General features: G+C 27.9%; 26 protein-coding genes and 1 tRNA gene. 17 read left to right on the top strand and 10 right to left on the bottom strand.

Annotation, left to right across the window (positions count from 1 at the left end):
• Nucleotides 1–11 precede the first annotated feature (11 nt).
• A complete protein-coding gene (locus AC5YGC_RS04715) occupies nt 12–905 on the top strand; it encodes an EamA family transporter (RefSeq protein ID WP_496139103.1) in 894 nt (297 codons plus the stop codon).
• Nucleotides 906–950: 45 nt separating this feature from the next.
• Nucleotides 951–1316, top strand: coding sequence for a TlpA family protein disulfide reductase (locus AC5YGC_RS04710; RefSeq protein ID WP_415285873.1), 366 nt, complete (start codon nt 951–953; stop codon nt 1314–1316).
• Nucleotides 1317–1536: 220 nt separating this feature from the next.
• On the opposite strand, the gene AC5YGC_RS04705 is transcribed toward AC5YGC_RS04710, so the two are convergent.
• The 3 genes from AC5YGC_RS04705 to AC5YGC_RS04695 are packed head-to-tail and all read right to left on the bottom strand — an operon-like array spanning nt 1537 to nt 4866.
• Complete coding sequence (locus AC5YGC_RS04705; RefSeq protein ID WP_496139102.1) at nt 1537–2556, bottom strand: MBL fold metallo-hydrolase; 1020 nt, start codon at nt 2554–2556, stop codon at nt 1537–1539.
• Nucleotides 2557–2592: 36 nt separating this feature from the next.
• Nucleotides 2593–3912, bottom strand: coding sequence for an MATE family efflux transporter (locus AC5YGC_RS04700; RefSeq protein ID WP_496139101.1), 1320 nt, complete (start codon nt 3910–3912; stop codon nt 2593–2595).
• Nucleotides 3913–4866, bottom strand: a complete 954-nt coding sequence (locus AC5YGC_RS04695) for an ADP-ribosylglycohydrolase family protein (RefSeq protein ID WP_496139100.1) — start codon at nt 4864–4866, stop codon at nt 3913–3915.
• 51 nt (nt 4867–4917) lie between these two features.
• Between AC5YGC_RS04695 and AC5YGC_RS04690 the strand changes: the two genes are divergently transcribed.
• Nucleotides 4918–5631, top strand: coding sequence for a class I SAM-dependent methyltransferase (locus AC5YGC_RS04690; protein ID WP_496139099.1), 714 nt, complete (start codon nt 4918–4920; stop codon nt 5629–5631).
• Here AC5YGC_RS04690 and AC5YGC_RS04685 read toward each other — a convergent pair.
• Nucleotides 5628–6155, bottom strand: coding sequence for a cytochrome b/b6 domain-containing protein (locus AC5YGC_RS04685; RefSeq protein WP_496139098.1), 528 nt, complete (start codon nt 6153–6155; stop codon nt 5628–5630). The genes AC5YGC_RS04690 and AC5YGC_RS04685 overlap by 4 nt on opposite strands.
• An 18-nt stretch (nt 6156–6173) precedes the next feature.
• Between AC5YGC_RS04685 and AC5YGC_RS04680 the strand changes: the two genes are divergently transcribed.
• The 3 genes from AC5YGC_RS04680 to AC5YGC_RS04670 are packed head-to-tail and all read left to right on the top strand — an operon-like array spanning nt 6174 to nt 9378.
• A complete protein-coding gene (locus tag AC5YGC_RS04680) occupies nt 6174–6617 on the top strand; it encodes a cytochrome c (RefSeq protein WP_496139097.1) in 444 nt (147 codons plus the stop codon).
• 46 nt (nt 6618–6663) lie between these two features.
• A complete protein-coding gene (locus AC5YGC_RS04675) occupies nt 6664–9108 on the top strand; it encodes an FAD-dependent oxidoreductase (RefSeq protein ID WP_496139096.1) in 2445 nt (814 codons plus the stop codon).
• 42 nt (nt 9109–9150) lie between these two features.
• Complete coding sequence (locus tag AC5YGC_RS04670) at nt 9151–9378, top strand: hypothetical protein (RefSeq protein WP_496139095.1); 228 nt, start codon at nt 9151–9153, stop codon at nt 9376–9378.
• 60 nt (nt 9379–9438) lie between these two features.
• Here the strand turns inward: AC5YGC_RS04670 and AC5YGC_RS04665 are convergent, their stop codons facing one another.
• The gene (locus tag AC5YGC_RS04665; protein ID WP_496139094.1) at nt 9439–10731 is read right to left on the bottom strand and encodes a tetratricopeptide repeat protein; all 1293 of its coding nucleotides are present in this window, start codon (nt 10729–10731) and stop codon (nt 9439–9441) included.
• Between the two features lie 184 nt (nt 10732–10915).
• On the opposite strand from AC5YGC_RS04665, the gene AC5YGC_RS04660 reads away from it, so the two are divergent.
• Together AC5YGC_RS04660 and AC5YGC_RS04655 are read left to right on the top strand one after the other, a co-directional pair.
• Nucleotides 10916–11170, top strand: a complete 255-nt coding sequence (locus AC5YGC_RS04660) for a hypothetical protein (RefSeq protein ID WP_496139093.1) — start codon at nt 10916–10918, stop codon at nt 11168–11170.
• 6 nt (nt 11171–11176) lie between these two features.
• Nucleotides 11177–11253: transfer RNA gene (locus tag AC5YGC_RS04655), tRNA-Met, on the top strand.
• A gap of 395 nt (nt 11254–11648) precedes the next feature.
• Here the strand turns inward: AC5YGC_RS04655 and AC5YGC_RS04650 are convergent.
• The gene (locus AC5YGC_RS04650) at nt 11649–14048 is read right to left on the bottom strand and encodes a spermine/spermidine synthase domain-containing protein (RefSeq protein ID WP_496139092.1); all 2400 of its coding nucleotides are present in this window, start codon (nt 14046–14048) and stop codon (nt 11649–11651) included.
• Nucleotides 14049–14059: 11 nt separating this feature from the next.
• Nucleotides 14060–14587, bottom strand: a complete 528-nt coding sequence (locus tag AC5YGC_RS04645) for an adenine phosphoribosyltransferase (protein WP_496139091.1) — start codon at nt 14585–14587, stop codon at nt 14060–14062.
• A 41-nt stretch (nt 14588–14628) separates the two neighbouring features.
• Here AC5YGC_RS04645 and AC5YGC_RS04640 point away from each other — a divergent pair, with 41 nt between their 5' ends.
• Genes AC5YGC_RS04640 through AC5YGC_RS04605 form a run of 8 tightly spaced genes read left to right on the top strand, consistent with a single transcriptional unit; the run spans nt 14629 to nt 21366 of the window.
• Nucleotides 14629–15501 (top strand): S-methyl-5'-thioadenosine phosphorylase, encoded by an 873-nt coding sequence (locus AC5YGC_RS04640; RefSeq protein WP_496139090.1) that lies wholly within the window; start codon nt 14629–14631, stop codon nt 15499–15501.
• Nucleotides 15498–16568: an S-methyl-5-thioribose-1-phosphate isomerase gene (gene mtnA / locus AC5YGC_RS04635; RefSeq protein WP_496139089.1), complete on the top strand. Its 1071-nt coding sequence runs from the start codon at nt 15498–15500 to the stop codon at nt 16566–16568. The genes AC5YGC_RS04640 and mtnA overlap by 4 nt, the downstream gene beginning before the upstream one ends.
• Nucleotides 16568–17200, top strand: a complete 633-nt coding sequence (locus tag AC5YGC_RS04630) for a class II aldolase/adducin family protein (protein ID WP_496139088.1) — start codon at nt 16568–16570, stop codon at nt 17198–17200. Before mtnA ends, AC5YGC_RS04630 begins: the two co-directional genes overlap by 1 nt.
• A 6-nt stretch (nt 17201–17206) precedes the next feature.
• A complete protein-coding gene (gene speD / locus AC5YGC_RS04625) occupies nt 17207–18247 on the top strand; it encodes an adenosylmethionine decarboxylase (RefSeq protein WP_496139087.1) in 1041 nt (346 codons plus the stop codon).
• A 59-nt stretch (nt 18248–18306) separates the two neighbouring features.
• Nucleotides 18307–19158, top strand: a complete 852-nt coding sequence (locus tag AC5YGC_RS04620) for a transporter substrate-binding domain-containing protein (RefSeq protein ID WP_496139086.1) — start codon at nt 18307–18309, stop codon at nt 19156–19158.
• Nucleotides 19159–19203: 45 nt separating this feature from the next.
• Nucleotides 19204–19896: an ABC transporter permease gene (locus AC5YGC_RS04615; RefSeq protein ID WP_271523062.1), complete on the top strand. Its 693-nt coding sequence runs from the start codon at nt 19204–19206 to the stop codon at nt 19894–19896.
• Nucleotides 19896–20570, top strand: a complete 675-nt coding sequence (locus AC5YGC_RS04610; RefSeq protein WP_496139085.1) for an ABC transporter permease — start codon at nt 19896–19898, stop codon at nt 20568–20570. The genes AC5YGC_RS04615 and AC5YGC_RS04610 overlap by 1 nt, the downstream gene beginning before the upstream one ends.
• A 7-nt stretch (nt 20571–20577) precedes the next feature.
• A complete protein-coding gene (locus tag AC5YGC_RS04605; protein ID WP_496139084.1) occupies nt 20578–21366 on the top strand; it encodes a phytanoyl-CoA dioxygenase family protein in 789 nt (262 codons plus the stop codon).
• Here AC5YGC_RS04605 and AC5YGC_RS04600 read toward each other — a convergent pair.
• Entirely contained in the window at nt 21356–21745 is a 390-nt protein-coding gene (locus AC5YGC_RS04600; RefSeq protein WP_496139083.1) for a DUF6165 family protein, read from the bottom strand. The genes AC5YGC_RS04605 and AC5YGC_RS04600 overlap by 11 nt on opposite strands.
• A 32-nt stretch (nt 21746–21777) precedes the next feature.
• Between AC5YGC_RS04600 and AC5YGC_RS04595 the strand changes: the two genes are divergently transcribed.
• Nucleotides 21778–22710 (top strand): glycosyltransferase family 9 protein, encoded by a 933-nt coding sequence (locus AC5YGC_RS04595; RefSeq protein ID WP_496139082.1) that lies wholly within the window; start codon nt 21778–21780, stop codon nt 22708–22710.
• Here the strand turns inward: AC5YGC_RS04595 and AC5YGC_RS04590 are convergent.
• Nucleotides 22702–23775, bottom strand: coding sequence for an AbrB family transcriptional regulator (locus tag AC5YGC_RS04590; RefSeq protein ID WP_496139081.1), 1074 nt, complete (start codon nt 23773–23775; stop codon nt 22702–22704). The two genes, AC5YGC_RS04595 and AC5YGC_RS04590, sit on opposite strands and share 9 nt — an antisense overlap.
• Before the next feature lies 1 nt (nt 23776).
• Nucleotides 23777–24457, bottom strand: a complete 681-nt coding sequence (locus AC5YGC_RS04585; RefSeq protein WP_502314040.1) for an IclR family transcriptional regulator — start codon at nt 24455–24457, stop codon at nt 23777–23779.
• Nucleotides 24458–24588 lie beyond the last annotated feature (131 nt).

The raw sequence follows: 24588 nt of genomic DNA, 5'->3' as shown, positions 1-24588 counted from the left end.
TTAAACCCCTCATGTTTAATAAATTTAAAGTTAGCAACGATTTACTTGGCATATTTTACATGCTTTTATGTCAATTCTCATTTGCAACAAATGATGCTTTTGTAAAAGTTATTTACGAAAACTATGATGAGATATTTGTTTTAAACCAGATCATTTTTATTAGGGGTATTTTTACATTACTTTTCATTTTATTATTTCTTTATATTAAGAAAGAACTTAATTTTAAATTAATCTTTACTTCGAATGAATTGAGAGTGAGAGGCATTTTAGAATCCTTAGCAGCTTTATTTTTTTTCATTGGTATTGCTCTATTACCCTTTGCAAATGTTTATATTTTATTAAGCATGGCACCAATTTTATTAACTGCATTTAGTGCAATATTTTTAAGAGAAAAAGTTAGATGGAGAAGATGGAGTGCAGTGTTATTGGGTTTTGTTGGTGTGGTGGTGGTAATTAATCCTGGAAAATTAGAGACTAGTTATTATTTTATCTTTCCTATAATTGCAGCAATTATGCTTTCGATTAGAGACATGTATACAAAAAATTTTAAAAAAGATTATCCCAGTCTACAAATTGCATTTATGACCTGTTTTGTTGTTACAGCTCTTTTTGGCTTGTTAAGTATTTATAAATTTTATGATTTTAGTTTAAAGGATATATTTATTTTATTTATTGCTGCTTTTTTTCTATCCCTAGGCTACATTTTTTCAATAGCAACAATCAAAATCGCACTAGTTTCTGTCACATCAACATTTAGATATTCAGTTATTTTATGGGGAATATTATATGGATATTTTTTATTTGATGAGGTGCCATTAACTAATACTTATATAGGAGCTTTAATAATTGTTATTAGTGGATTAATTATTATTTCAAGACAAAAAAAGATTGGGGTTATAAAATAAAATCATATTCTTGTTAATCGAACTTTTAAGACATATGATTAAAACATGAAAAAAATATTAATTATAATTTTTGCATTATTTACAATTAAAGCTTTTGCGGTCGATAAAAGCACAACTTTTAATAATGAAATTTTTCAAAAAGCTCAACTTGAAGGAAAAACAGTTGTTATTAATTCTTGGAATGAAACTTGTACAACTTGTAAAGCACAGATAAAAATTCTAGATCAAGCTGAAAAAGAATTTAAAAATGTTCTTTTTTTGAGTTTTGAGCAAACCAAAGATAAAGATATAGCAAAACAATTAGGTATTGATTATTGGACTACTATTGTTGTTTATAAAAATAATAAAGAAGTACAGAGAAGCATTGGCCAAATGGATAAAGCTAAAATTTACGAATTAATAAAATCTTAATCTCGAATAATAAAGCCTATTAATAATTATTTGAAGATCCAAAAAATTATATTTATTATATAAACCAAAATACCATAAAACAAGAACATGAGGATTTTGTCTTTTCCTGTTTTTTCTTTCCAGTTTAATTTAAATAATACTGATGGAGAAGCCACTAATAGGATAATCCCAATTACAATTACAAGTAATGATAAAATTATAAATACATTCATAATTAAATTTATTTAATCAATTCTAAACCAGCTTGTTTCCAGTTTTTTAGACCACCAATTAAATGTAAGCATTTATTATATTGATAAGACTTTGATATTTGTACTGCCAGAGTAGATCTTTGACCAATAGCACAATAAAACAAAATTTTCTTATTCTGTAATTTAGTTTTATTTTTATTTAAGTAATCATTAATTTCTGGGAAAGAAACTCTTGTACTATTTTTAATCTTTCCAATTTTATCTAGTTCATTTTGCTCTCTAAGATCTATTAAAATTATATCTTTTTCTAATAAACAATTTTTAAACTCATTAGGTTCAATTCCGTTATTAACTTTTTGTTTATCAAGATCTATTCCAAGTTTTAAATTATTAGGAACTGCTACATCCATTAATTTAGGGTCAGGTAAATTAAGATTATTCATAATTTTCATATATTCATTAACTGACTTTACTTGCAGCCGTGGGTTAAATTTTTTTTCTTCTAAAATGGTACTTACAGTATCTCCTTTATAATCATGAGCTGGATACACCAAGGTTTCATCAGGTAATTTTAATAATTTATTAAAAATAGAATTATAAGAATCTCGTGGATCACCATTTTGAAAATCAGTTCTTCCAGTTCCTCTAATCAATAGTGTATCACCAGTAAAAACCCTATCATTCATTAAGAAACTAAAACTTTCTGATGTATGACCTGGTGTGAATAAAGCTCTAAATTCTAGACCATCAATTTTGATTAATTCTTCATCTGATACTTGCATAGATACAACATCTGCTGGTGTTTTATCACCCATAATTGTTACACAATTTGTTTGATCTCTTAGTTCTGCAATCCCCGAGATATGATCTGCATGTATGTGTGTATCTATTACTTTTACTAATTTTAAATCTAACTCTTTTAATAGCTGTATATATCTTTCAACATTTTCTAATACAGGATCAATGATTAAAGCCTCCCTACCTTTAGCGGAAGCAATTAAATAAGTGTAGGTACTTGAACTCTTGTCAAATAATTGACGAAATAACATTTGAATACATTATCATTATATTGAGAATAGTAGAATCTATTTAATAGTACCAAATCTTAAATAAATTTTGTCTAAATAATAAAATAGAGATAATGCTCTTAACACCATGAACAAACACAAGGAAATCCATATTCCAGTATTGCCCATTATTTTTGTTAAATATAAAGATATTAATAAATAAGAAAATACTGAGAAAATCATCGCATTTCTAAGTTCTTTTGTTTGTGATGCACCAATAAATATTCCATCAAATTGATAACAAAATGATGAAATGAAGGGCATAAGTATAAGCCATACAGCATAAGACGAACTTAGATTTCTAATACTTTCAATATCAGACATTAATGTAATGACGTATTTGTTAATAAAAAAATAAATTATTGAAATAATTAATCCAGTAAGTGCGCTTAAAATAAAAGAGTTTTTAACAATCTTTTTAAATAAATTTATATCTTTTTTACCCAAGGAATAACCAACCATACCCTCAGTTGAAAATGCATAAGCATCAAGAATGAAAGCAGACAAAAAAACTAAGTTAATCAAGATGGCATTTGCCGCAATATAGTCTTCCCCAATCTGACTGCCAAGATAAGTAAACCAAAAAAATGAAAAGGTTAATAATATAGTTCTAATAAATATGTTTAGATTAATATTAAAAATGTTTTTAAGTTTATTAAGATCTATTAATTTACTAATATTGATATTGATTTTAGACATCTTATTTAAATACCAAAATGTATAAATTAGAAAAGTTGTGGATATTAAAAGTGCTGAGAATAAAGTCCCATAGGCAACCCCTTTAATATTTAAATTAAATTTTGAAACTAAAATAATACTTAAAATTATATTTAGAATTGAAAAAAGACCAACGGCTAAACTTGAGATTTTGGTCTTTTGTAATCCAACAAATAAACCAGTTATAATGTAAAGTGTTAACTCACCAGGCGCTGAATAAATTCTTATTTGAAAGTAATCCTGATAAAATTGCTTAGTAGTGTCTGATAAATTAAAGATACCCACACTTAGATTGAATATATAACTTTGTAATAAAATTAAGATCAATGAAATTAGCAAAACAAAAACTAAATTTCGAACAACAATATTAAATATTTCTGTGTAATCTTCTTTACCATAAGCTTGTGAAACTAAACCAACAGTTCCCATTCTTAAAAAACCAAAGCTCCAAAAAATCATAGAAAATAAATTAGCAGCAACGGAAGTTGCTGATAAGTATGATAAATTGCCAAGATTACCCATTAAACCAGTATCAATAATGCCAACCATTGGAATGGCTAAATTTGCAAAAAAAATAGGAATAGATAATTTTAAAATGTATTTAATTGAGGGGTTTTGCATTTAAGCAATAAACTTCAGTATAGATTTAGCAGGATTTGTTTTTTTAATCCAATCTTGAGGGATACCTTTTATGCCTTTGTAAGCTGCAAAATAAGCACCAACAAAATTAGCACGAGAACAATTACATCCACCAGCTTTAATTGTTTTAATAACTGCAGTTTTAAAATTTTTAGAGGTGATGATTGCATGTATTGCACCATTAAAAGTACCTGGATAACTACATGCTTTACCAAATTTCTTTACAACAAAATTGTGTGGTTTTGACTTTATTTTTTTAACTTTTTTGATGTTTTCAATAACATTTTTAAAATATTTGTTTTTAATATTTTTTCTTAAAAAACTATTAATTGGATCTTTGTCTCCTTTATCGGCTAAATCAATAATCTTAAGTTTTGCCAAAGCAAATTGTTCGCTAATCTTGCCATTAGCAACAGTTCTTATAATTTGTTTTGTTTTATGGTCAGAATTATTTGAAAAATAAAAGGGTAGGCTCGCACAATACCCATCAGACTCGTTAACCTTAGTACCACCTGTAATAGTTTTTTTTAATTTAATATTTTTGATAGTTTCTAAAATATTTTGATGAATCCATGGACCTTTCATAGCTATTTTCCATTTAATCTTTTTATATTTTTTTCTTAAAGATAAGTTTTTCCAGTACCTTGAACCTGGTCCAAAATTTTTGATGATATTCTTTTTAAAAAGTTTAATGATTTCTTTATGATTAGTTGTCTTGGTTAATGTTTTAAACATCACCTGACCTACATCGTTGTATCCAGAAACTTCGCCTGTTTTAATAGAATAGAATGGAGATCTATTTTTCCTAAAGAAAGCAATATTCTTTTTTCCTTTAATATAAGATTTAAGTTTTTTTTCGTCATAGACCCAATGTAAAGGTCTTGCTGCTGCATCCGCAACAGTTGCGCCAAGAAATATATGTAATTTATCAAACATCAATAACTAATACTTTATTTGAATATAAGTTAAAATGTTTTAAATTAAGAAATGTTAAGTATTAAAAATTGGGATAATAAAACTTGGATTTCATCTACAAAATATATTAAGTCCTTCAATAATTTTTTGGTAAAACAAAAAAAATTAACTAAACACTCAAAAATTTTAGATATTGGATGTGGTCGTGGTAAAATAATTGGCTCATTATCCTCTAAGCTCAAATTAATAAATAAGCCTATTGGACTTGATATTGAAAATCATAAAGATTTTGACAAAAGAATTATATTTAAAAAAACAAATGCAATTAAATACCTTAGAAATAATCAAAAGAAATTTAATTTAATATTGATTAAACAAACTATTCATTTTTTTAATTTAACAGATATTAAAAAGATATTAAGCTATTCATACGCCAGTTTAGAAGTGGGAGGGGTCATTTTAATTTTAACTTTAGATACAAAAAATAATGAAATTCCTACATTTTCGTTAATGAAACAAAAACTTAACCAGTCGTTTAAAAGAGATACCCTTATTTGGAAAAAACTACTTCAACTTAATATAAAAAAAAGCATCACTAAATTTAATTTTAAAGTGAATGTTAAAAAAAGCATATATTTAAAGATGATAAAACAGCGTTATATATCCACTTTATTAAAATTTAGCTCACTTCAAATTTCTAATGGAATTAATGAGATTAATCTTAAATATAAAAAAAATATTTTATTTAATGATAAACTCAAATGTATAATATTTACAAAAGTTTAAAGAATTCTCTTTAAAATATTTTCTCTTAATAAAAATTTATGAAACAGTGCAGCTAAAATATGCAATGCAATTAATCCAATCAATGCATAATTTGCTAATATATGAATTGAATAAAATTGCTCAGAAAGTTCATAATTATAAGTTAAATTAATTTTTTTAAAAAAAATAACTAAGTTTTCACCATTAAATAGTTTTTTTAGGATACCTGAGACTGTGACCGTCAACAAAGCCAAATATAATATCAAGTGATTTAATTTTGCTATAAATTTTTGCCCTAGAAAAGTACTACCTTTAAAATTGGGTGTTGGTGTAAATAATTTAAAAATTAACCTTATTAGGGTTGCATAAAACACGATTAATCCAAATAATATATGATAATTTTCTATATCAACCCTAGATTGATCAAAGTCTAAATCTACTAAATAAAACCCCAAAGGTATTTGAACTATTAATCCTGCGGCAGTTAGCCAATGGAATAATTTACTAAGTAATCCATATTTTGTTTTGTTATTTAATATAGACATATTTAAATTAAACACATTATGACAACAATTAAAAATACTTTATTTTTTATATTTATATTATTTTATAGTTTTAGTGCTTTTTCTGAACAAACTGTGGAAGAGATTATTAAAGAAAGAAAATCTATTTTTAGTAAAAATTATAAAACTGCAAAAAGAGTTAATAGTCTTGCTTCTAATGGAGATATAGATGAAGCAAAAAAACTAATGATAGAAATGAGTGGCAATTATAAAAGATTAATAGATCTTTTTCCTGAAAATTCAAAAGTAGGATTTAAAACAGAAGCTTTGCCTTCTATTTGGGAAAATAAAGATGAATTTAATTTATTAATGACAAAAGCTTCAAGCAATATGATTGAACTAACAACAGCTATAGATGAAGCAGAAGATATGAGAGCAACTCTTGGAAAGTATATGTGGAGTAGCTGTAAATCTTGTCACTCAAAGTTTAGAGCTGAACATTGAGATTTAGTTGTTTGTAATTAAAAATTTTAATACTGTTAAATTATAAATGCCAGCCGTATTACCAAAATCAGCAAAAGTAGTAGTTATAGGAGGCGGTATTGCTGGCTGTTCTGTTGCTTATCACCTCGCAAAATATGGATGGAAAGATACGGTATTATTAGAAAGAGATCAGTTAACTTCAGGAACAACTTGGCATGCAGCAGGTCTTGTTGGTCAATTAGGAGCATCGTCCACCATTACACGTCTTAGAAAGTATTCTTTAAATCTTTATAAAGAATTAGAAAAAAAAACTGGATTATCAACTGGATTAAAACAAAATGGAGCAATCACAGTTGCAAGTACACCTGAAAGATTACAAGAATTGTTAAGACAGGCAACAGCTGCACAATTATTTGATGTTAATGTTGAGAGTGTTAATAAACAAAGAATAAAAGAACTCTATCCTGTTATAAATGATGATGACATTTTAGGTGGAGTTTATATGCCAGAAGATGGTCAGGCAGATCCTATAGGGGTTACTAATGTATTAGCTAAAGCTGCAAAGATGGAAGGGGCCCAGATATTTGAGAAAACTCCGGTAGAAAAAATATTAGTTAAAGACAAAAAAATTGTTGGTGTTCAAACGAAATTTGGCAAAATTGATTGTGAATACGTTGTAATTGCAACTGGAATGTGGTCGAGGCAAATTGGAGAAGATATTGGCGTAAGTGTTCCGTTATATCCAAATGAGCACTTTTATATAATCACAGAACCATTAGATAAATTACCTAAAAACTTACCAGTTTTAAGAGACTATAATTCCTGTCTTTATTTAAAAGAAGATGCAGGGAAAATGTTAGTTGGAATATTTGAACCCAATGCAAAACCTGCCTTTAAAGACAAAGGGGTGGTGCCACAGGACTTTTCATTTGGAGAATTTCCAGATGATTTTGATCATTTTGAACCTTATTTGGAAAAATCATTTCAAAGATTACCTATGTTAGAAACTGCTGGAATTAGGAAGTTTTTTTCAGGACCTGAATCTTTTACACCAGATACTCAATATCTTTTAGGAGAAACTCCAGAAATTAATAATCTTTTTGCGTGTTGTGGATTTAATAGTATTGGTATTGCAAGTTCTGGGGGTGCTGGAAGAGTTACTGCTGAATGGATGATTAACGGTTATATGAATGAAGACTTATTTTCACTTGATATTAAAAGGTTTCAAAAATTTCATTCATCTAAAAAATTTATTATGGAAAGGGTAACAGAAACTCTTGGTGATTTATATGGAATGCACTGGCCTTATAAACAGCATAACACGTCAAGAAATCAAAGGCTATTACCCTATCACGAAGAATTAAAAAAAGAAGGAGCATGCTTTGGTGTATCCGGTGAATACGAAAGACCTATGTGGTATGCAAAAAATAATGAAAAAGCAGAATACAAATACAGTTTTGATTATCAAAACTGGTATCCTTCAGTTGAATTTGAAACAAAAAATACAATTACAAATGTTGGCTTGTATGAGCTCTCTCCCTTTTCAAAATATGAAATAAAAGGAGAGCAAGCACATAGTGAATTACAAAAAATATGCACAGCTAACATTAAAAATGAAATAGGTAGATCAACATATACACAAATGTTGAATAAGGCCGGAGGAATTGAAACAGACTTAACAGTTATTTGTATTGATAAAAATCATTTTAGAATAATAAGTTCTGCTGCAACAAGAACTCACGATAAAGCGCATATTTTAAAACATTTATTATCTAATTTAGAATTTAAGGATATTACTGATGATCTAGTTTGTTTAGGAATTTTTGGACCAAAAAGTAGAAATTTAATTTCAAAAATTTCAAATGATGATTTTAGCAATGAAACATTTAAATTTGGTTATGGAAAATTTGTAACCCTTGGTTCAAAAAAAGTTTGGGCCCAAAGATTATCTTATGTTGGTGAATTAGGATTTGAACTTTATGTAGAGAATAAAGATGCTAAAGAAATTTATCAATTAATTGTTAAAGAAGGAAAAAATCATGATTTATCTCATTGTGGGTCACATGCTATGGATACCATGCGAATGGAAAGTGGATTTTTACATTGGGGTCACGATATCTCTCCAGAAGAAAATCAATACGAGGCAGGGTTAAATTTTGCAATAAGCTATAAAAAAGAAACCAACTTTATTGGTAAAGAAAGTTTATTAAAAATAAAAGATCAAAAACAGAATAGAAGATTTATTATGCTGTCACTTAAGGATAGTAAGGCAGGCACACCTCTATTATTACATGAAGAGCCAATTTATCTTGGTGATAAGATTATAGGAAGAACGACATCTGGGAATTATTCCTTCAATTATAAAAAGAACCTGTCTTTTGGATATGTAAGTTCATCACATTCAAATGAAGAACTTTCAAAAATGGACCTATATATTGAAGTGGCTAAACAAAAATTCCCAGTACTATTAGAAATCACTCCTCTAAAAGGAAAAAAAGCTAGATTTTTATAATTTTTAGTTGCCGAGTTAAATAATTGGTGGTTAAATAATATTATGCAAAAAACTTATTTTCACGATAGAAAACATAGCAGTAAAAAAAAAGTTCAAAAAAAAACTATTCCATTACAATATATTGATCAAAAGAGAATTGTAGACATCAATAAATTGTTGAACCGAGTACGAATGGATAAAAAAAATGAAAATAAAAAAAAAATCTTTTTTTATAGCTTAGTTATTACGGGATTAGTTTTATTGGGAGCTTTTGTAACTTTCTTAAAATAAGTATCACTTTCAACAGGTTATTTTGAATAAATTTTCAAAAGATTGAGAATAAATAATTTACTACGTGTTAAGTTTAGTTAATTTTACAGCTACTTGTTTAGAGCTAAATGAAATTGCTAAGACTTCATATGTAAAGCCGAAATTTTTACAAAAATCATTTAATGCTTTATATTCATCTTCTTCCCATTTTGAATTCATCATAAATTCATCAAAAACTAAAACTGTCTTATCATCAATAACCCTCCTTGAATGACTTAAAGCACAAAAAGTTGATGAGTATAAATCTGCATCAAAATTTATTAAGGATGCTAAGGGTCTTTCTTTAGAAAAAAACTCTGGAAGTGTGTCTTCGAATTTGCCAGTAATAAAAAACCCACCTTCAATATTTGGGATTGCTCCAAAGCTACTATATGTATCTTTTTTTATATCACCCCAAGATTCTGGAAGTCCACTAAATGTGTCAAAACCAAAACCTTTTTTAAAAGTTTTGATTAAGTGTTTAAAAGAAACACCATTCCAAACACCAAATTCATAAAAAGGCCTTGTGCTTTCGGTTAGCTTGATAATTTCGTTAAAAAAATCCCATCGATTAAAAAAAATTTTTGGCAATTTTGGTAATGAAAAAACCCATTTTACTGATCTTACATAAGCATGATTTGAGTCTTCCGAAGCTAGTAAATGATTAAAGTTATCAAAATTTCCTTTATAAGCTTGTAATGCACTTGTCATGATTTTAGATTGAATAAAATTATTTTGGATTTTATCAAACTTACTTAATGCCATTAGCGCCTCATCTATATTTTTAGATAATGTGTATAAATTCCAATATGCGGGTGCATAATTTGAATTTATTTCAATTATTTTTTCAAATTTTTTTTTTGCATGTTGATCCTCACCCAATAAAAGAAGTGTAGCTCCAAGATTATGATGAGCATTGGTATTATTTGGCTCTAATTCAATTACTTTTTCAAAACAATTTTTTGCTTTTTGAAGTTCATTTAAGGTTTTATGTACATTGCCAAGATTGCTATAAGCACCTACATAACCTGGATTGAGCTCAATTACTTTTTCAAAACAATTTTTTGCTTGTTGATGATCATCTAATTGATGTAAGACAATGCCAAGATTAAAATGTGCATCTGTATAATTTGGATCAATTCGAATTGCTTTTTGAAAACAGTTTTTTGCTTTTGGATATTTGCCCAGACTTTGAAATATAGATCCAAGATTATTGTGTGTTTTTTCATGAAATGGGTCTATTTTTAATACATCGTTATAAAAATTTTTTGCTATGTCTAGTTTACCATCTTTATGTTTTTCAATAGCTAATGTAAAAATTTTCTCTTTATTCATATTTAATTTTTAGGATTTTATAAATTAAGCTTTAATCATAAATTTTTATCTTTTTACTTAGTTATTAGTATAAATTCTATTCTAATAAAAACATATAATTTTAAATACACAAGATATACTTAAAACAGGTTTAGCTCCCATAACATCTTGACAGATTAAAAATACCCTAAATATAATCATTGTTATGAGTGATATAAATCATACATCGCATAAATATAAAGATAACGAATATCTTAGCAAGAACAGTGATTGGCATGCTAAAGATTCACCCTGGAAAGCAAAACAAATATTAAAAATAATTAATAAGAATAATTTGAAGTTATCAAATATTTGTGAAGTAGGGTGTTGTGCAGGTGAAATTCTAAGACAGCTGTCTGCAGGAAAAATAGAGAAAAACTTGATTGCACAAAAAAATAAAACTATTATAAATCAACAATAATTAAGTGGCGGGGTAGCTCAGTCGGTTAGAGCGCAGGACTCATAAGCCTGAGGTCAGTGGTTCGATTCCACTTCCCGCTACCATTTAATGCCCTGGAAAATCCATTAAGTTTTCAACCTTATAACCTTTTTTAACTAACACACACTTTTCTTAGTTGTCATAACCTGTATTTTTTTTTGTTATTAATATTAAACATACATTTTAATTCAACTGTGTGACACCAGTGTGACAAGCATGAGTCGATATGACTCTGCTTAACACAGTATTCCTCAAAAGAATTTTTTAATAATTAAATTTACAGGAAGATATATTTGTTCCATAAACGCATTAATGAAATTGGTTCTTGAATAATATTCTTTAATTTGCTTCAATATCACTAGAAAGGAAAGAGAGCATTAACAGGAGCAATTATTCTAGAGTGAGAGGGCAAGGTCCATGGAGATAGACTCATAAGTCTGAGGTCAGTGGTTTGATCCACTTAAAATAATTTAAATTTATTTTCTTTTGAAAAAAAATATCCCATCAAGTACATAATTATTGCCAACAAGTATAGTGATTTAAAACCAAAATACATTGAATTATATTCAATTAATCCACCAAAAATTGCTCCTAAAATATTTGATGATAGAGCGACGCCCACATGTCTTTCATTTGATAATTCTTTTGAAAAAGCTAAACCAGAAAAGAATATTGGAATAGTTAAAATTGTTGGAATCATAATCTTCAAAATAATTGAGCTAAAACTGCTAGTGTCTAAAAAAGTAAAATAATATCCAAATAACAAAGAAACAATTAGAAAAAAATATACTATTGAGGATTTAATCTGACCATTTTTAATAATTATTAAATTTGCAAGAAATGCCATTAATAAAACAAAACCTATAACAATAGTTATTACAAACCATGTGCTTCCATAAATCAATGCCATTTCTGTAATTCCCTTTGTTTCTATAAGCATAAAACCAGCTCCTAAGAAAAAACATGTTATAGAAAAATTTTTTCTATTGAGCGTTGCAGTTTTTTTAATGAATAAAAATGAACAAACAAATATTATGATTAAAATAATCACATATGATTTAGGCCATACTTTAGTAGGCATGTAAAAGAAAGGCCAATCATCAGTTGAAATAGTTATTTTTTCTTGATCATTATCAAAAAAATTTACTTTTACCAAATCAACTGTGTCATTAAATTTAAAAACTTTATTTGGATTTTTTGAAATTAAAAAAGTATATTTTCCTTCCAAAAAATCTTCTTCTAATATTTCACCATCAATTAAATTTTTATCATTTTGTTTTGAAATATGTGATCCTGACTTTTTCATGTAGACTATTGGATTTTGACCATCAAATGCTTTTTTTAACATTTTAAATATCTTAACCCCAAGTGCTTTCTTTTGAACGTAGAAAGATAAGCTTATGTAACCATTATCTTTTAATTTTTTTTTTGCTTCCTCAAAAGCCTCAACTGTATAAACATAACTATCTAGTCTAATACCTCCGTTAGATGACAAGGACGTATGAGAGTCTAAAAGAGCATATAAAATTAAGTCATAACTTTCATTTGTATGTCTTATGAAATTTCTTGCATCGTTCTTTATTACGTTCACTTTTTGATTTTGATAAGGTTTATCAGGATGATATTTTCCCAAATCAATTATTACAGGATCTATTTCAACTGCATCAATAGATTGAGCTCCAGATTTAATAGCAGCCGCTGTGTCATTTCCAGTTCCACTACCTACTATTAATACTTTATTTGGTATTTCATTTGTTGCTTTAAACGGAAGAAAATAAGAAGAATTCATTACATCTAAGCTTAAGGGTGTTTGAAAAAATAAATTACTAGCTTTTATTTTTTTAACTATTTTTCCATCGAATGTGACTGAAATTATTTGATATGGTGAATAGATATCTTTTTCGCTAGATTCTTTTGGAATTAAAAAAATTAGCAAGACAACTACTATAGATATACTGCTAAAAATAATATTTATGTAGTCTTTTTTTTGAAAAAAAAGCATAATTAAAAATCCTAATAGAAACCAAACAGACGGTCCGGTCCAATATAAAGACATTAAAGCAAAAACAATAATCCCAGCAACGCTTCCTATTAAATTATAGCTATAACTTAATAGTTTTTTTTGTGAGTGCATTAAACGTGAAACTAAATGACCTAAAGGCACAAAAGCCATTGCATTAAAAATAAAAATTAAGACAATAAAAGAATAAACAATAAAAAATTGAAAAAACCCTTGAACAAATCCTTGACCCATTGCAATTTGCTCTGTTACAGGATTTTGTATAAAGAATGATATTGGTGTATTTTTTAAAAAATACATTAACAAAATTTGAATAGTTAAAAATGGAAATACCCATTTTAAAGAAAATATTTTTTTGTTTCCAAATAAATATCCAACGCCTAATCCAAGCAAGCAAGAAAGAAGACTAAAATTTTTAAAAAATGCAAACATTTGAAAAAATGAAGAATGCATTCTAATAATAGCTAATTCCAAATATAATCCCAATCCAGCTGCACCTGCAATTAAGTAATTTATATTGTATTTCTTAAGATGATCAGTGTCTGTGCCAGTAAAAAAAAATGAACTTTTATTAGGTAAAATTATTTTATTAAAATTGAATATGATATACAAAGAATAAATTATTAGTGGCAGAATAGGTATAAAAAATAAAAAATCTTTATCTAGTGATGGTATATAGTTTTCAATTTTTAAATTTGAATTTTTTGGTAAAAAATTTATTGATCCATCAAAAATATTGTAAAATAAAAAATTAAAAAATTGATAATCAGTATATTTGTAAGCTAATAAAATAAATATTATGTAAGAAATTAGAAAAATATTTAAATATTTTAATCTCATAAATGTATCAACTAATGTCCAGGAAAATTAATTAGATTTTCAACTTTATAATTTTTTTTAATTAAACTATCAGACCCACCTAAGTCAAATAAGTTTATTACAAAAACAAAAGCTGATACTTTACTTTTTGATATTTCAACAAGTTTAGCCGCTGCTTCTGCTGTACCTCCAGTGGCTATTAAGTCATCAATAATTAAAACACTGTCATTTTCATTTAAGGAGTCTTTATGAACCTCAATTGTAGCTGTTCCATACTCAAGTTTAAAATCAATTGAATGTACATCTGCTGGTAATTTATTTTTTTTTCTAAGCATTATAAATGGCTTCTTTAAAATATAAGAAACAGCAGAGGCAAATACAAAACCACGTGATTCAATTGCTGCAATTTTTGTAAAATTATACTTTTTAGATCTTTCAACAATTTGGTTAATAGTTGTTGCAAATGCATTTTCATCTTTAATTAATGTAGTGATATCTCTAAATAAAATACCTTTTTTAGGATAATCTGGAATTGATCTAATATAATCTTTTAAATTCATAATAGTTAATTATAAAAGTATAGATAAATAAATTTTTGATTATGACAACAAATAAATTAGCAATAATTGGTGGAAGTGGTCTTTATGATGTAGAGGAATTTAAAGACCGTGAATTACTTGATATAAGTACTCCTTGGGGAAAACCATCAGATCAAATTTTAAAGACAAATTATAACAATAAGGAAGTTTATTTTTTACCAAGACATGGAAGAGGTCATTTTATTTCTCCATCTAATATAAATTTTAGAGCAAACGTAGATGTACTTAAACAACTGGGTGTTACAGATATAGTTTCAGTTTCAGCTGTAGGTTCTCTTAAAGAAGATTTACCACCAGGAAAATTTGTTATTGTAGACCAATTTATTGATAGAACATTTTCAAGAACCAAAACTTTTTTTGATGATGAAATCGTAGCTCATGTTTCAATGGCACACCCAACATCAAATGGTTTAATGAATGCTTGTGAAGCTGCGATTAAAAAATCAAAAATAGATTATCAAAGAAACGGGACTTATGTTGTGATGGAAGGACCTCAATTTTCAACATTAGCAGAATCTAATTTATATAGATCATGGAAGGCTGATGTTATTGGAATGACTAATATGCCTGAAGCAAAACTCGCAAGAGAAGCTGAGATCAGGTATGCATCTGTATCAATGGTTACAGATTTTGATTGCTGGCATCCTGATCATGAAAATGTAGATGTCCAGCAAGTTATTAAAGTTTTATTAGGTAATGCTGAGAAAGCAAAAAAAATGATAAAAAATATCATTGATAATTTTGAAAGTCATATTGATCCAAAAGACCCTACTAATAATTGTTTAGATGTAGCAATTATTACAGCACCTGAAAAAAGAAGCAAAAAAACAATAGATAAACTCAAGACAGTAGCTGGTAGAGTTCTATCTAAATGAAAATTCAAAATAAAGAATACAGAACTATTTGGTACGAAGAAAATGTTGTCAAAATAATTGATCAAACAAAACTTCCACATCAGTTTATTATTAAAGATTTAAAAACAGTTAAAGATGCAATTAATGCCATTAAAGTAATGGAAGTAAGAGGAGCACCATTGATTGGTGGTACAGCAGCTTATGGAATGGCACTGGCAATCCAGGAAAATAACGATCCTGATTTTATAAAAAAAAGTTCTGAAGAGTTAATTGAATCAAGACCTACTGCTATAAACTTAAAATGGGCTGTAGATCGTATGATGAAAAAATTATCAGGAATTAATAGTGATCAAATTTTAAATATAGCTTTAAAAGAAGCAAAAAAAATATGTGATGAGGATGAAAAGTTCTGTGAAAACATAGGTATTAATGGACTAAAAATAATTGAGGAAATTTATAATAAAAAGAAAGACAAAGTTAATATTTTAACACATTGTAATGCTGGTTGGCTTGCAACTATCAATTGGGGGACAGCAACTTCTCCCATTTATCATGCACATAAAAAAGGTATACCCGTTCATGTTTGGGTTGATGAAACAAGACCTAGAAACCAAGGTGCAAATTTAACTTCATATGAATTAAATGAAGAAAATATTCCAAATACAATTATTGCAGATAATACAGGTGGAATTTTAATGCAAAGAGGTGATGTTGATATGTGTATCGTTGGAACAGATAGAACTTTATCTAATGGAGATGTTTGTAATAAGATAGGCACTTACCTTAAAGCTTTGGCTGCTCATGATAATAATGTACCATTTTATGTGGCGTTACCAAGCTCAACCATTGATTGGGAAATTAAGGAGGGAAAAGATATTCCCATAGAAGAAAGAAATTCAGAAGAATTATCTCATATTGAAGGTATGGATGAAAATGATGAAATTAAAAAAATTTTAATTTATCCTAAAAAAAGCAAAGCAATGAACCTTGCTTTTGATGTTACACCAGCAAAATATGTAACAGGATTAATAACTGAAAAAGGAATTTGTGAAGCATCAAATGATGCATTAAAGAAGATGTTTAAATAATGAAAAATTTAAAGTCTGAAGTTATTAAATACGCTAAAATGTTGAATAGTAGAAAACTTTCAGCATTAAGATCGGGAAATATATCTGCAAGATTTCAAGATGGTTTTTTAATAACACCTTCAGGAGCTAAATATTCTTCATTGAAAAGTAAAGATATAGTTTTTGTTTCCATTAAAGGTAAATTTGATGAAAAAAAAGGAATACCATCCTCTGAATGGAGATTTCACCAAGATATTTACTTGAATAAAAAAGAAGCTAAAGCAATAGTGCATGCACACTCTAACTACGCAACAGCAATCTCTACTCATGGAAAAGGAATACCAGCATTTCATTATATGGTGGCAATGGCAGGTGGTAAGGATATTAAATGTGCAAAATATGCAACCTATGGAACAAGAGAGTTATCTAAAAATATTCTTAAAGCATTAAAACAAAGAAATGCTTGCTTAATAGGCAATCACGGGCAGATTGCATTTTCTGAGAATTTATCAAAGGCATTTGAGTTAGCTGAAGAGGTTGAAAATCTTTCGAACCAGTATATAAAAGCCCTAAAAATTGGTAAGCCTAAAATTTTATCATCAAAAGAAATGAGTAAAGTTTTAAGTAAAGCAAAAAATTATAAGAGGGGATAATTTTTTATGACTAAAGTAGGTGAGCATATAACTCTAGACATTATTGGTACTACAAGAGAATACGATCCCTCTGTATTTGAAAAAGTAATACACGATATTGCAAAATCTTCAGAAGTTACAATTCTAAATATTTCAAAATATAAATTTGAACCACAAGGTTTCACTATACTTGCCTTATTAGCCGAAAGTCATATTAGTTTTCACACATTTCCTGAAAAAGGAATTATTAGTTTTGATTTTTTCACATGTGGAAAAGTAAATCCATCAATAGCAATCGATATAATAAAAAAAGAATTTACTCATAAAAGAATTGTTAAAAAAGAGTTCAATAGAGATACAAAATCTCTTTATCATGATATTTATAGTTCATCTGGTTTGCAAAAATCATATGTAGTAAATGATGTGATTGAAGATTTTAAATCAAAAGTTGGTCAGCATATTGAAATTTTAGAATTAGAACAATTTGGTAAATCTTTATTTATTGATGGCGAAATTCAAGTTGCATCAACTGATGAGCATTTATATAGCTCAACATTTGTTGGTGCAGGTCTTAATTTAAATAAAGACAATGAAAAAGCAGCTATTATTGGTGGAGGTGATGGCGGTGTTGCTAGAGAATGTATTTCTAAAAATTTTAGTTTTGTTGATTGGTATGAACTTGATCCCGAGGTTGTAGATGTTTGTAATAAACACCTCGGTGATATTGGAAAAAAATCTACAGAAAAAAATTCAGTAAAATGTGTATGGGGAGATGCTTTTGAAAGTATAAAATCAGTACAAGATGACACTTATGATCACATATTTGTTGATCTTAATGATGATCAGTTTTGTATAGATCTTGCTGCAAAAAACATGGATTCTATGATTAGAATTTTAAAACCAAAAGGAGTGATTACAGCTCAAGTTGGTAGCCAAGATAAAAAACCCAAACAAGTTGATAGCTGGTTAAATGTATTTAACCATCATTTTGGAAATACTAAAATATCTAGAGTTTACATACCTAGTTTTGATTGTTCTTGGAATTTTTCTTCTTCAATAAATCATTAATTTTTCTTTTTTAATTATTAAATTTGTGAAATAATTGTCATAAATTAAAGGAGAAAATAATGAATATATTTAAAAAAACTATTCTAACAGTTCTTGCTTCTTTATTATTAATCGGAAATGTTTATGCCGATAAAATAAAGATTGGAACGGAAGGCGCTTACCCACCATGGAACTCTAAGGATGCATCAGGTGCTCTTATTGGTTTTGAGGTTGAATTAGCTAAAGAACTTTGTGCAATTATGAAACATGAATGTACTATTGTTGAACAAGATTGGGATGGAATGATTCCAGCTTTGTTAATGAGAAAGTTTGATGCGATCATGGCAGGAATGTCAATTACTGCTGAAAGACAAAAAACAATTACTTTTTCACAAGGTTATGCAGATGAAGTTGCAGCCCTTGCAGTAATGAAAGGTTCAAGTTTAGAGAGCATGGATACGCCAGAAGGTATTAATTTAACTTTAGGTGGAAGTGCTGTTAAGAAAACTCTTAAGACTTTAACTGCTGCACTTGCTGGAAAAACTGTTTGTACACAAACTGGAACTATTCACCAAAATTTTTTAGAGTCTGGTGATGTAGGTAAAGTGAATGTTAGAACTTACAAAACTCAAGATGAAGTAAACTTAGACTTAACTTCTGGTAGATGTGATGTGGCATTAGCTGCAGCAGTTGCATTCACTGATTATGCAGATAAATCAGGAAAACCAGTAGTATTAGTTGGACCTACTTTTTCAGGAGGTGCTTTTGGTAATGGTGTTGGAGTTGGAGTAAGACAAGGCGGAACTGATACGATTGGTAAAAGAGATGCAAAACTTCTTAAAGATTTCAACAAAGCAATTAACACTGCTAGAAAACAAGGAATCATCAGCAAATTAGCGATCAAGCATTTTGGCTTTGACGCTTCTATGTAAATAATATTTTGAAAAGGCGACTATTTATTTAGTCGCCCTTTCGATATGGATCTTTTATCATTCGGAAAAACAGGCTGGGGAGACGAGTTGTTTTATGCAACTCTAATGACAATTGCAGTGGCAGTTACTGCAATGTTAATTGGTTTTTTATTTTCATTAATCTTTACACCACTAAAATTATCAAACAATAAATTTTTAAATTTCATTGGAAACACTTACACGACAGTAATCAGAGGGGTTCCTGAATTATTAGTAATCTACCTTTTCTTTTTTGGAGGCAGTGGAGCGATTATGTATGTGGCTTCAATTTTTGGATACTTTGAATACATAGAGATTAATGCATTTATTACTGGTTCAGTTGCAATCGGCATAATATCAGGAGCTTATTCAACGGAAGTATTTAGAGGTGCTATTCAATCAATAGATAAAGGTCAATTTGAAGCTGCCAAAGTTTTAGGTGTTAGTAAATTTGTACAATTTTATAAAATAATTTTACCTCAAATGTTAAGACTTGCCATTCCAAACTTAAGTAATGTTTGGCAAATCACTTTAAAAGACACATCATTAATATCAGTTACAGGTTTAGTTGAAATTATGAGGCAATCTTATATTGCAGCGGGTTCTACTAGAGATCCTTTATTCTTTTATTGTTTTGCGGCAGTTTTATATTTGATGCTAACATTTTTAAGTATGAAATTGATTAACAGACTTGAAATAAAATATAGTAGAGGCTTTTAATGGATTTAGATTTAATGATAACAAGTTTGCCAAAACTTCTAAGTGCAGCAGTTATAACTTTAAAATTATTATCAGCATCTTTAATCATTGGTTTATTTATTGGATTTTTATTTGCAGTTTTAAGATTAAATAAAAACCCATTTATTAATAAATTTGCTTATGGGTATTCTTATTTATTTAGAGGAACTCCTTTATTGGTTCAAATATTTATAATTTATTATGGTCTTGGACAAATCGAGTGGTTAAGATCCACTTTTCTTTGGGTAATATTAAAAGAACCTTATTGGTGCGCAATTATTGCATTTGCTTTAAATACAGGAGCTTATACTTCAGAAATTTTAAGATCAGCTTTTCAAACTATAAAACCTGGAATTATAGAGGCTGGTAAAAGCCTTGGGATATCAAGTAAAATTATTTTATATAAAATTCAAATTCCAGTAGCAATTAGACAATCTTTACCAGCCTATGGTAATGAAATTATATTAATGATGAAAGGTACATCTCTTGCTAGCACTGTAACTTTAATGGATATTACAGGTGTTGCTAAACACATTGTATCAACGACTTATAAACCTTTAGAGGTGTTTCTCTTAGCAGGTGGAATTTATCTGTTTATGACTTTTATCATTCATAACCTGATAAAATATTTAGAAAAAAAATATAGTTTTCAATAAGATTAAAATGCACCTTACAGATAAACAAATTGAAGATTATAAAAATCTTGGAGTAATAATCATTAAGGATATTTTTAAAGATTGGATAGAACCCTTGAGAGCAGGCTTTCAAAAGGTTTTAAATAACCCTAGTAAACATGGAAGAGAAAATGTTACTGATAACAATGGTAGATTCTTTGAAGACTATTGTAATTGGCAAAGAATAAGTGAATTCAAAGACTGTATATTTAATTCACAAGCTGCTCAAATAGTTGCAGAAGCTACTTCATCAAAATCATCTCAAATTTTTCATGAACATATTTTTATTAAGGAAGCAGGAACACATAAAGAAACTCCATGGCATCAAGATATGCCATATTATTGTACTGATGGAAATAAAACTGGAAGTTTTTGGATACCATTAGACAATGTTGATAAAGACAATAATCTTCAACTTATTTTAAGATCACATAAATGGCCAAAGTTAGTAAGACCAACAAAATGGTCTACTGACAAATCTTGGTATAGTGATGATAGTTCTTTTATGAATTTACATGAGATTAATGATTATAAAAAAGATATCTTGATACCTGAATTAAATTTAGGAGATGCTGTGCTGTTTAATTTTAAAATTGTTCATGGATCAAGTGGCAACAAAACCTCTAAGTCGCGTAGAGCATTTTCAATGAGATTTATAGGCGATGATGTTAAATATATTGATAGGGGAGGACCAACATCTCCACCATTTGATGGAATTAATTTAAAAAATGGTGATACGTTGCGTGAAGATTGGTTTCCAGTAATTTTTAATAACTAGTGTATTCTTTAATTTCTTTAATTTTAGATCCAGTAAGATTATTCATTTCTAATTTAATTTTTGCTCTATCATCATTTAAAAAGTGAACATCTCTTGAGAGCTTAATAAATTTTTCAGTAAAATCTTTTTCTTTTTCACACTGTCTTTTGTCATCTTCAATAACCCAAAGTTTTGCATTTATTTCTTTTAGAGATTGAAATAATTTTTCAATTTTTTCATCTGATTTTACATTGTTATCTAATTGGTCTTTTAAAATATGGTGCTCAGTATTAATAAATTTTAGCTTTTCAGGATCTTTAATTTTTTCTTGTTTAATCTCTAAAATAGAAATTTTATCTAAAAGTTCACCAACAGATACTTCAACTAGAATTTTATTCATAAAATTTTATACTATGTTAAGTTGTTAGAAATATGTCTAATATTTTGATTATCAAACATGGTTCTCTAGGAGATATAGCGCAAGCTTGTGGTGCAATTCAAGACATTTCTGAAACCCACCCTGAAGATCAAATAAATATATTAACAACAAAACCCTATTTTGAATTATTTAAAAAAAACCCATATGTACATAATGTTATATTAGACAAACGCTTATCAAGATTTAATTTAATTTATCTATATTTGTTGATGAGAACTTTAAAGAAATTAAATATAAAAAAAGTTTATGATTTACAAAACTCATCTAGAACAAAATTTTATAAAAACATCTTATTTCCAAAAGCAAATTTTAATACTTGGTCTAGTTCAGAAACTACTTTGCCAAGCAATATTTCAAAAGAAGAATTTGATAAAGACCCAGTTTTAAATAGATTTAATCATCAATTAAAAACTTCTGGAATTAAAACAGAACACACTATGAAACCAAATTTTAGTTGGGCTGTGACTAACATTGATAATCTTAAACAAGAATTTAATTTAGATAAATACATTGTTTTATTTCCTTTTTGTTCAGCTCATCTAACTCATAAAAAATGGCCTCATTACAATGAACTAATAGAGTTAATTAAAAATAAATATAGTGACCAAATTAAAGTTATTGTGGCACCTGGACCATCTGAAATTGATGATGCAAAAAACATTAATGCTGTTTCAATTTTAGATAAAGATAAAGCCCTTGATATATCGCAATTAACAAGTTTAATTAAAGAAAGTTCATTTGTTATTGCAAATGACACGGGTCCAGCTCACATGACTGCTCATCTTGGAGTGAAAGGATTGACTTTATTTGGTAAACACACAACTGCTTTTAAAGTTAGTATTGAGAGAGAAAACTTTAAAGCAATTCAAGTTGATGATTTAAATAAATTAAGTGCAGATAAAGTTTTAGAAAAAATATTAATTTAATTTCTTACCAATAATTTTCAATATTACAGGAACAGTGAAGAGTATCATCAGCAATCTAATAATATGATGAAATGCCACAAAGTTAGGGTCTAAATCAAAAGCAATTGCTATAACTGCTACTTCATAAATTCCTCCAGGAGAAAAAGATAAAAGTAGAGTTAAGAAATTGGTATCAACAAAATATGTTGCAACAATTGCAGCTAATAATCCAAGAGCTACAAGTATTACAGTTGCAACCAAACTATGAAAAGAATTACCTGCAACTTCTTTTAATGATTTATCTGCAAAACGACAACCAACGGAGGCACCTAAAATAAGTAAACAAAAATTTATACTTTCATCTGGTAGTTTATAGGAAGCAACTTCAGATATTTGCAAAATTCCACTTGCAACTAATGTCCCAGATAATAATGCAGCTGGCACACCAATTTTATCAAATAAGAAAATTAATAATATTGAACCTATTAAGAGAATTAAAAGATGAAAATGGTTTTGATCAAGATAATTAAATTTTTCAATTGTTAGAGCTTCATTTGTTGAGTAGTTAACAACAAAAAAGGGAATGACGGTTATTATTATAATTAACCTAATTAAATGTGAAGTAGCAACTTGAGATAAGTCAGATTTTTCATGTTCAGCTAATATCATTAACGGACCTAAAGCACCTGGTGCTGCTGAAAAAATAGAAGTTTTGACATTATAACCTGAAAATTTTTGTAAATATTTAGATACAATTAAAATACTTATCAAAATATAGATAAACATTATTATTGAAGTCCATACCCATTCAGTCATTTGATTGATTAAATTCTGATCTATATAATTTCCAATATGAAGCCCAAGAACTATTAATATTGAACTTAAAGCCAGTTTTGGCATTTTGATTTTTATTCCACTTAATGCTGCAACTGAAACTGCAAGCATAGGACCAAGCATCCATGCCAATGGAATATTAAAATAGTCAGCTACAATTGCACTCGGGATAGAAATTAAAATAACTAATAGAAATTTTTTAGAAAATAATTGTTTTAAAGCTTCTTTATTTAAATCGAGAGAAGTATTCATATTATGAAATTTTTTTAAGTTTTTTTTCAATCTTAATTCTTGATAATCTTAAAATATTTAAAAATGATAAACAATTTTTTTTATTAAAATTACTAATGTGTCCTGTAATTGTTAGTGATCCTAAAATTTTGTTTTTAGTTGGTATTACTGGAACAGAAACAGAAGCGATCTCTCTATCTCTTTCACCAAAAGACATCGAATATTGGTTTTTAAGAATAGTTTCTTTATTTTTAATTGGTAAATTATGAAATGCTGAAAGAACATGTCCGCTTGAACCTTTGTCTAGAGGTCTTTTTAAACCAGTTTGGATTGTGTGTTTTATGGGTTTATTGGGTTCACTAGTTATCAAACAAGTTCTGTAATTTTTTTGTTTTACAAAAAAACTAGCTGTTTCATTTGATTTTGTCATTATGAAATCTATTTCATCCTTAATAAGTTTTTTAAAATTAAAACTATCGTCATAAACTTCTATTAGCCTACCAATTGAACTTCCAAGTTTAAATGCACCATTATCAATTCTTCTTAAAAACCCATAATTTTCTAATGATCTTGATATTCTGGAAACTCTACTTTTATAATCACCTGTAATTTTTGAAATTTCAGTTATGCTTAATGTTTCACTTTTTAGAGTGAAACAATTTATAATTTCTAGTGCTTTGTTTACTGCCTCAACGCCATCAATTTTTTTTTTATTTTAATCATATTCTACTAGGTAGAATAACACGTTCTACTTAATAGAACAATATAGTAAGTAGTATTGACTATTGATTAAGATTTCAAGTAAATGTCTTATTAACTAATAATAAAGAGGAA

The sequence above is a fragment of the Candidatus Pelagibacter sp. uisw_138 genome, from assembly GCF_059512485.2.
Note: the sequence above shows the minus strand (reverse complement) of the source record. Positions and strands in the feature narration are given on the sequence as shown.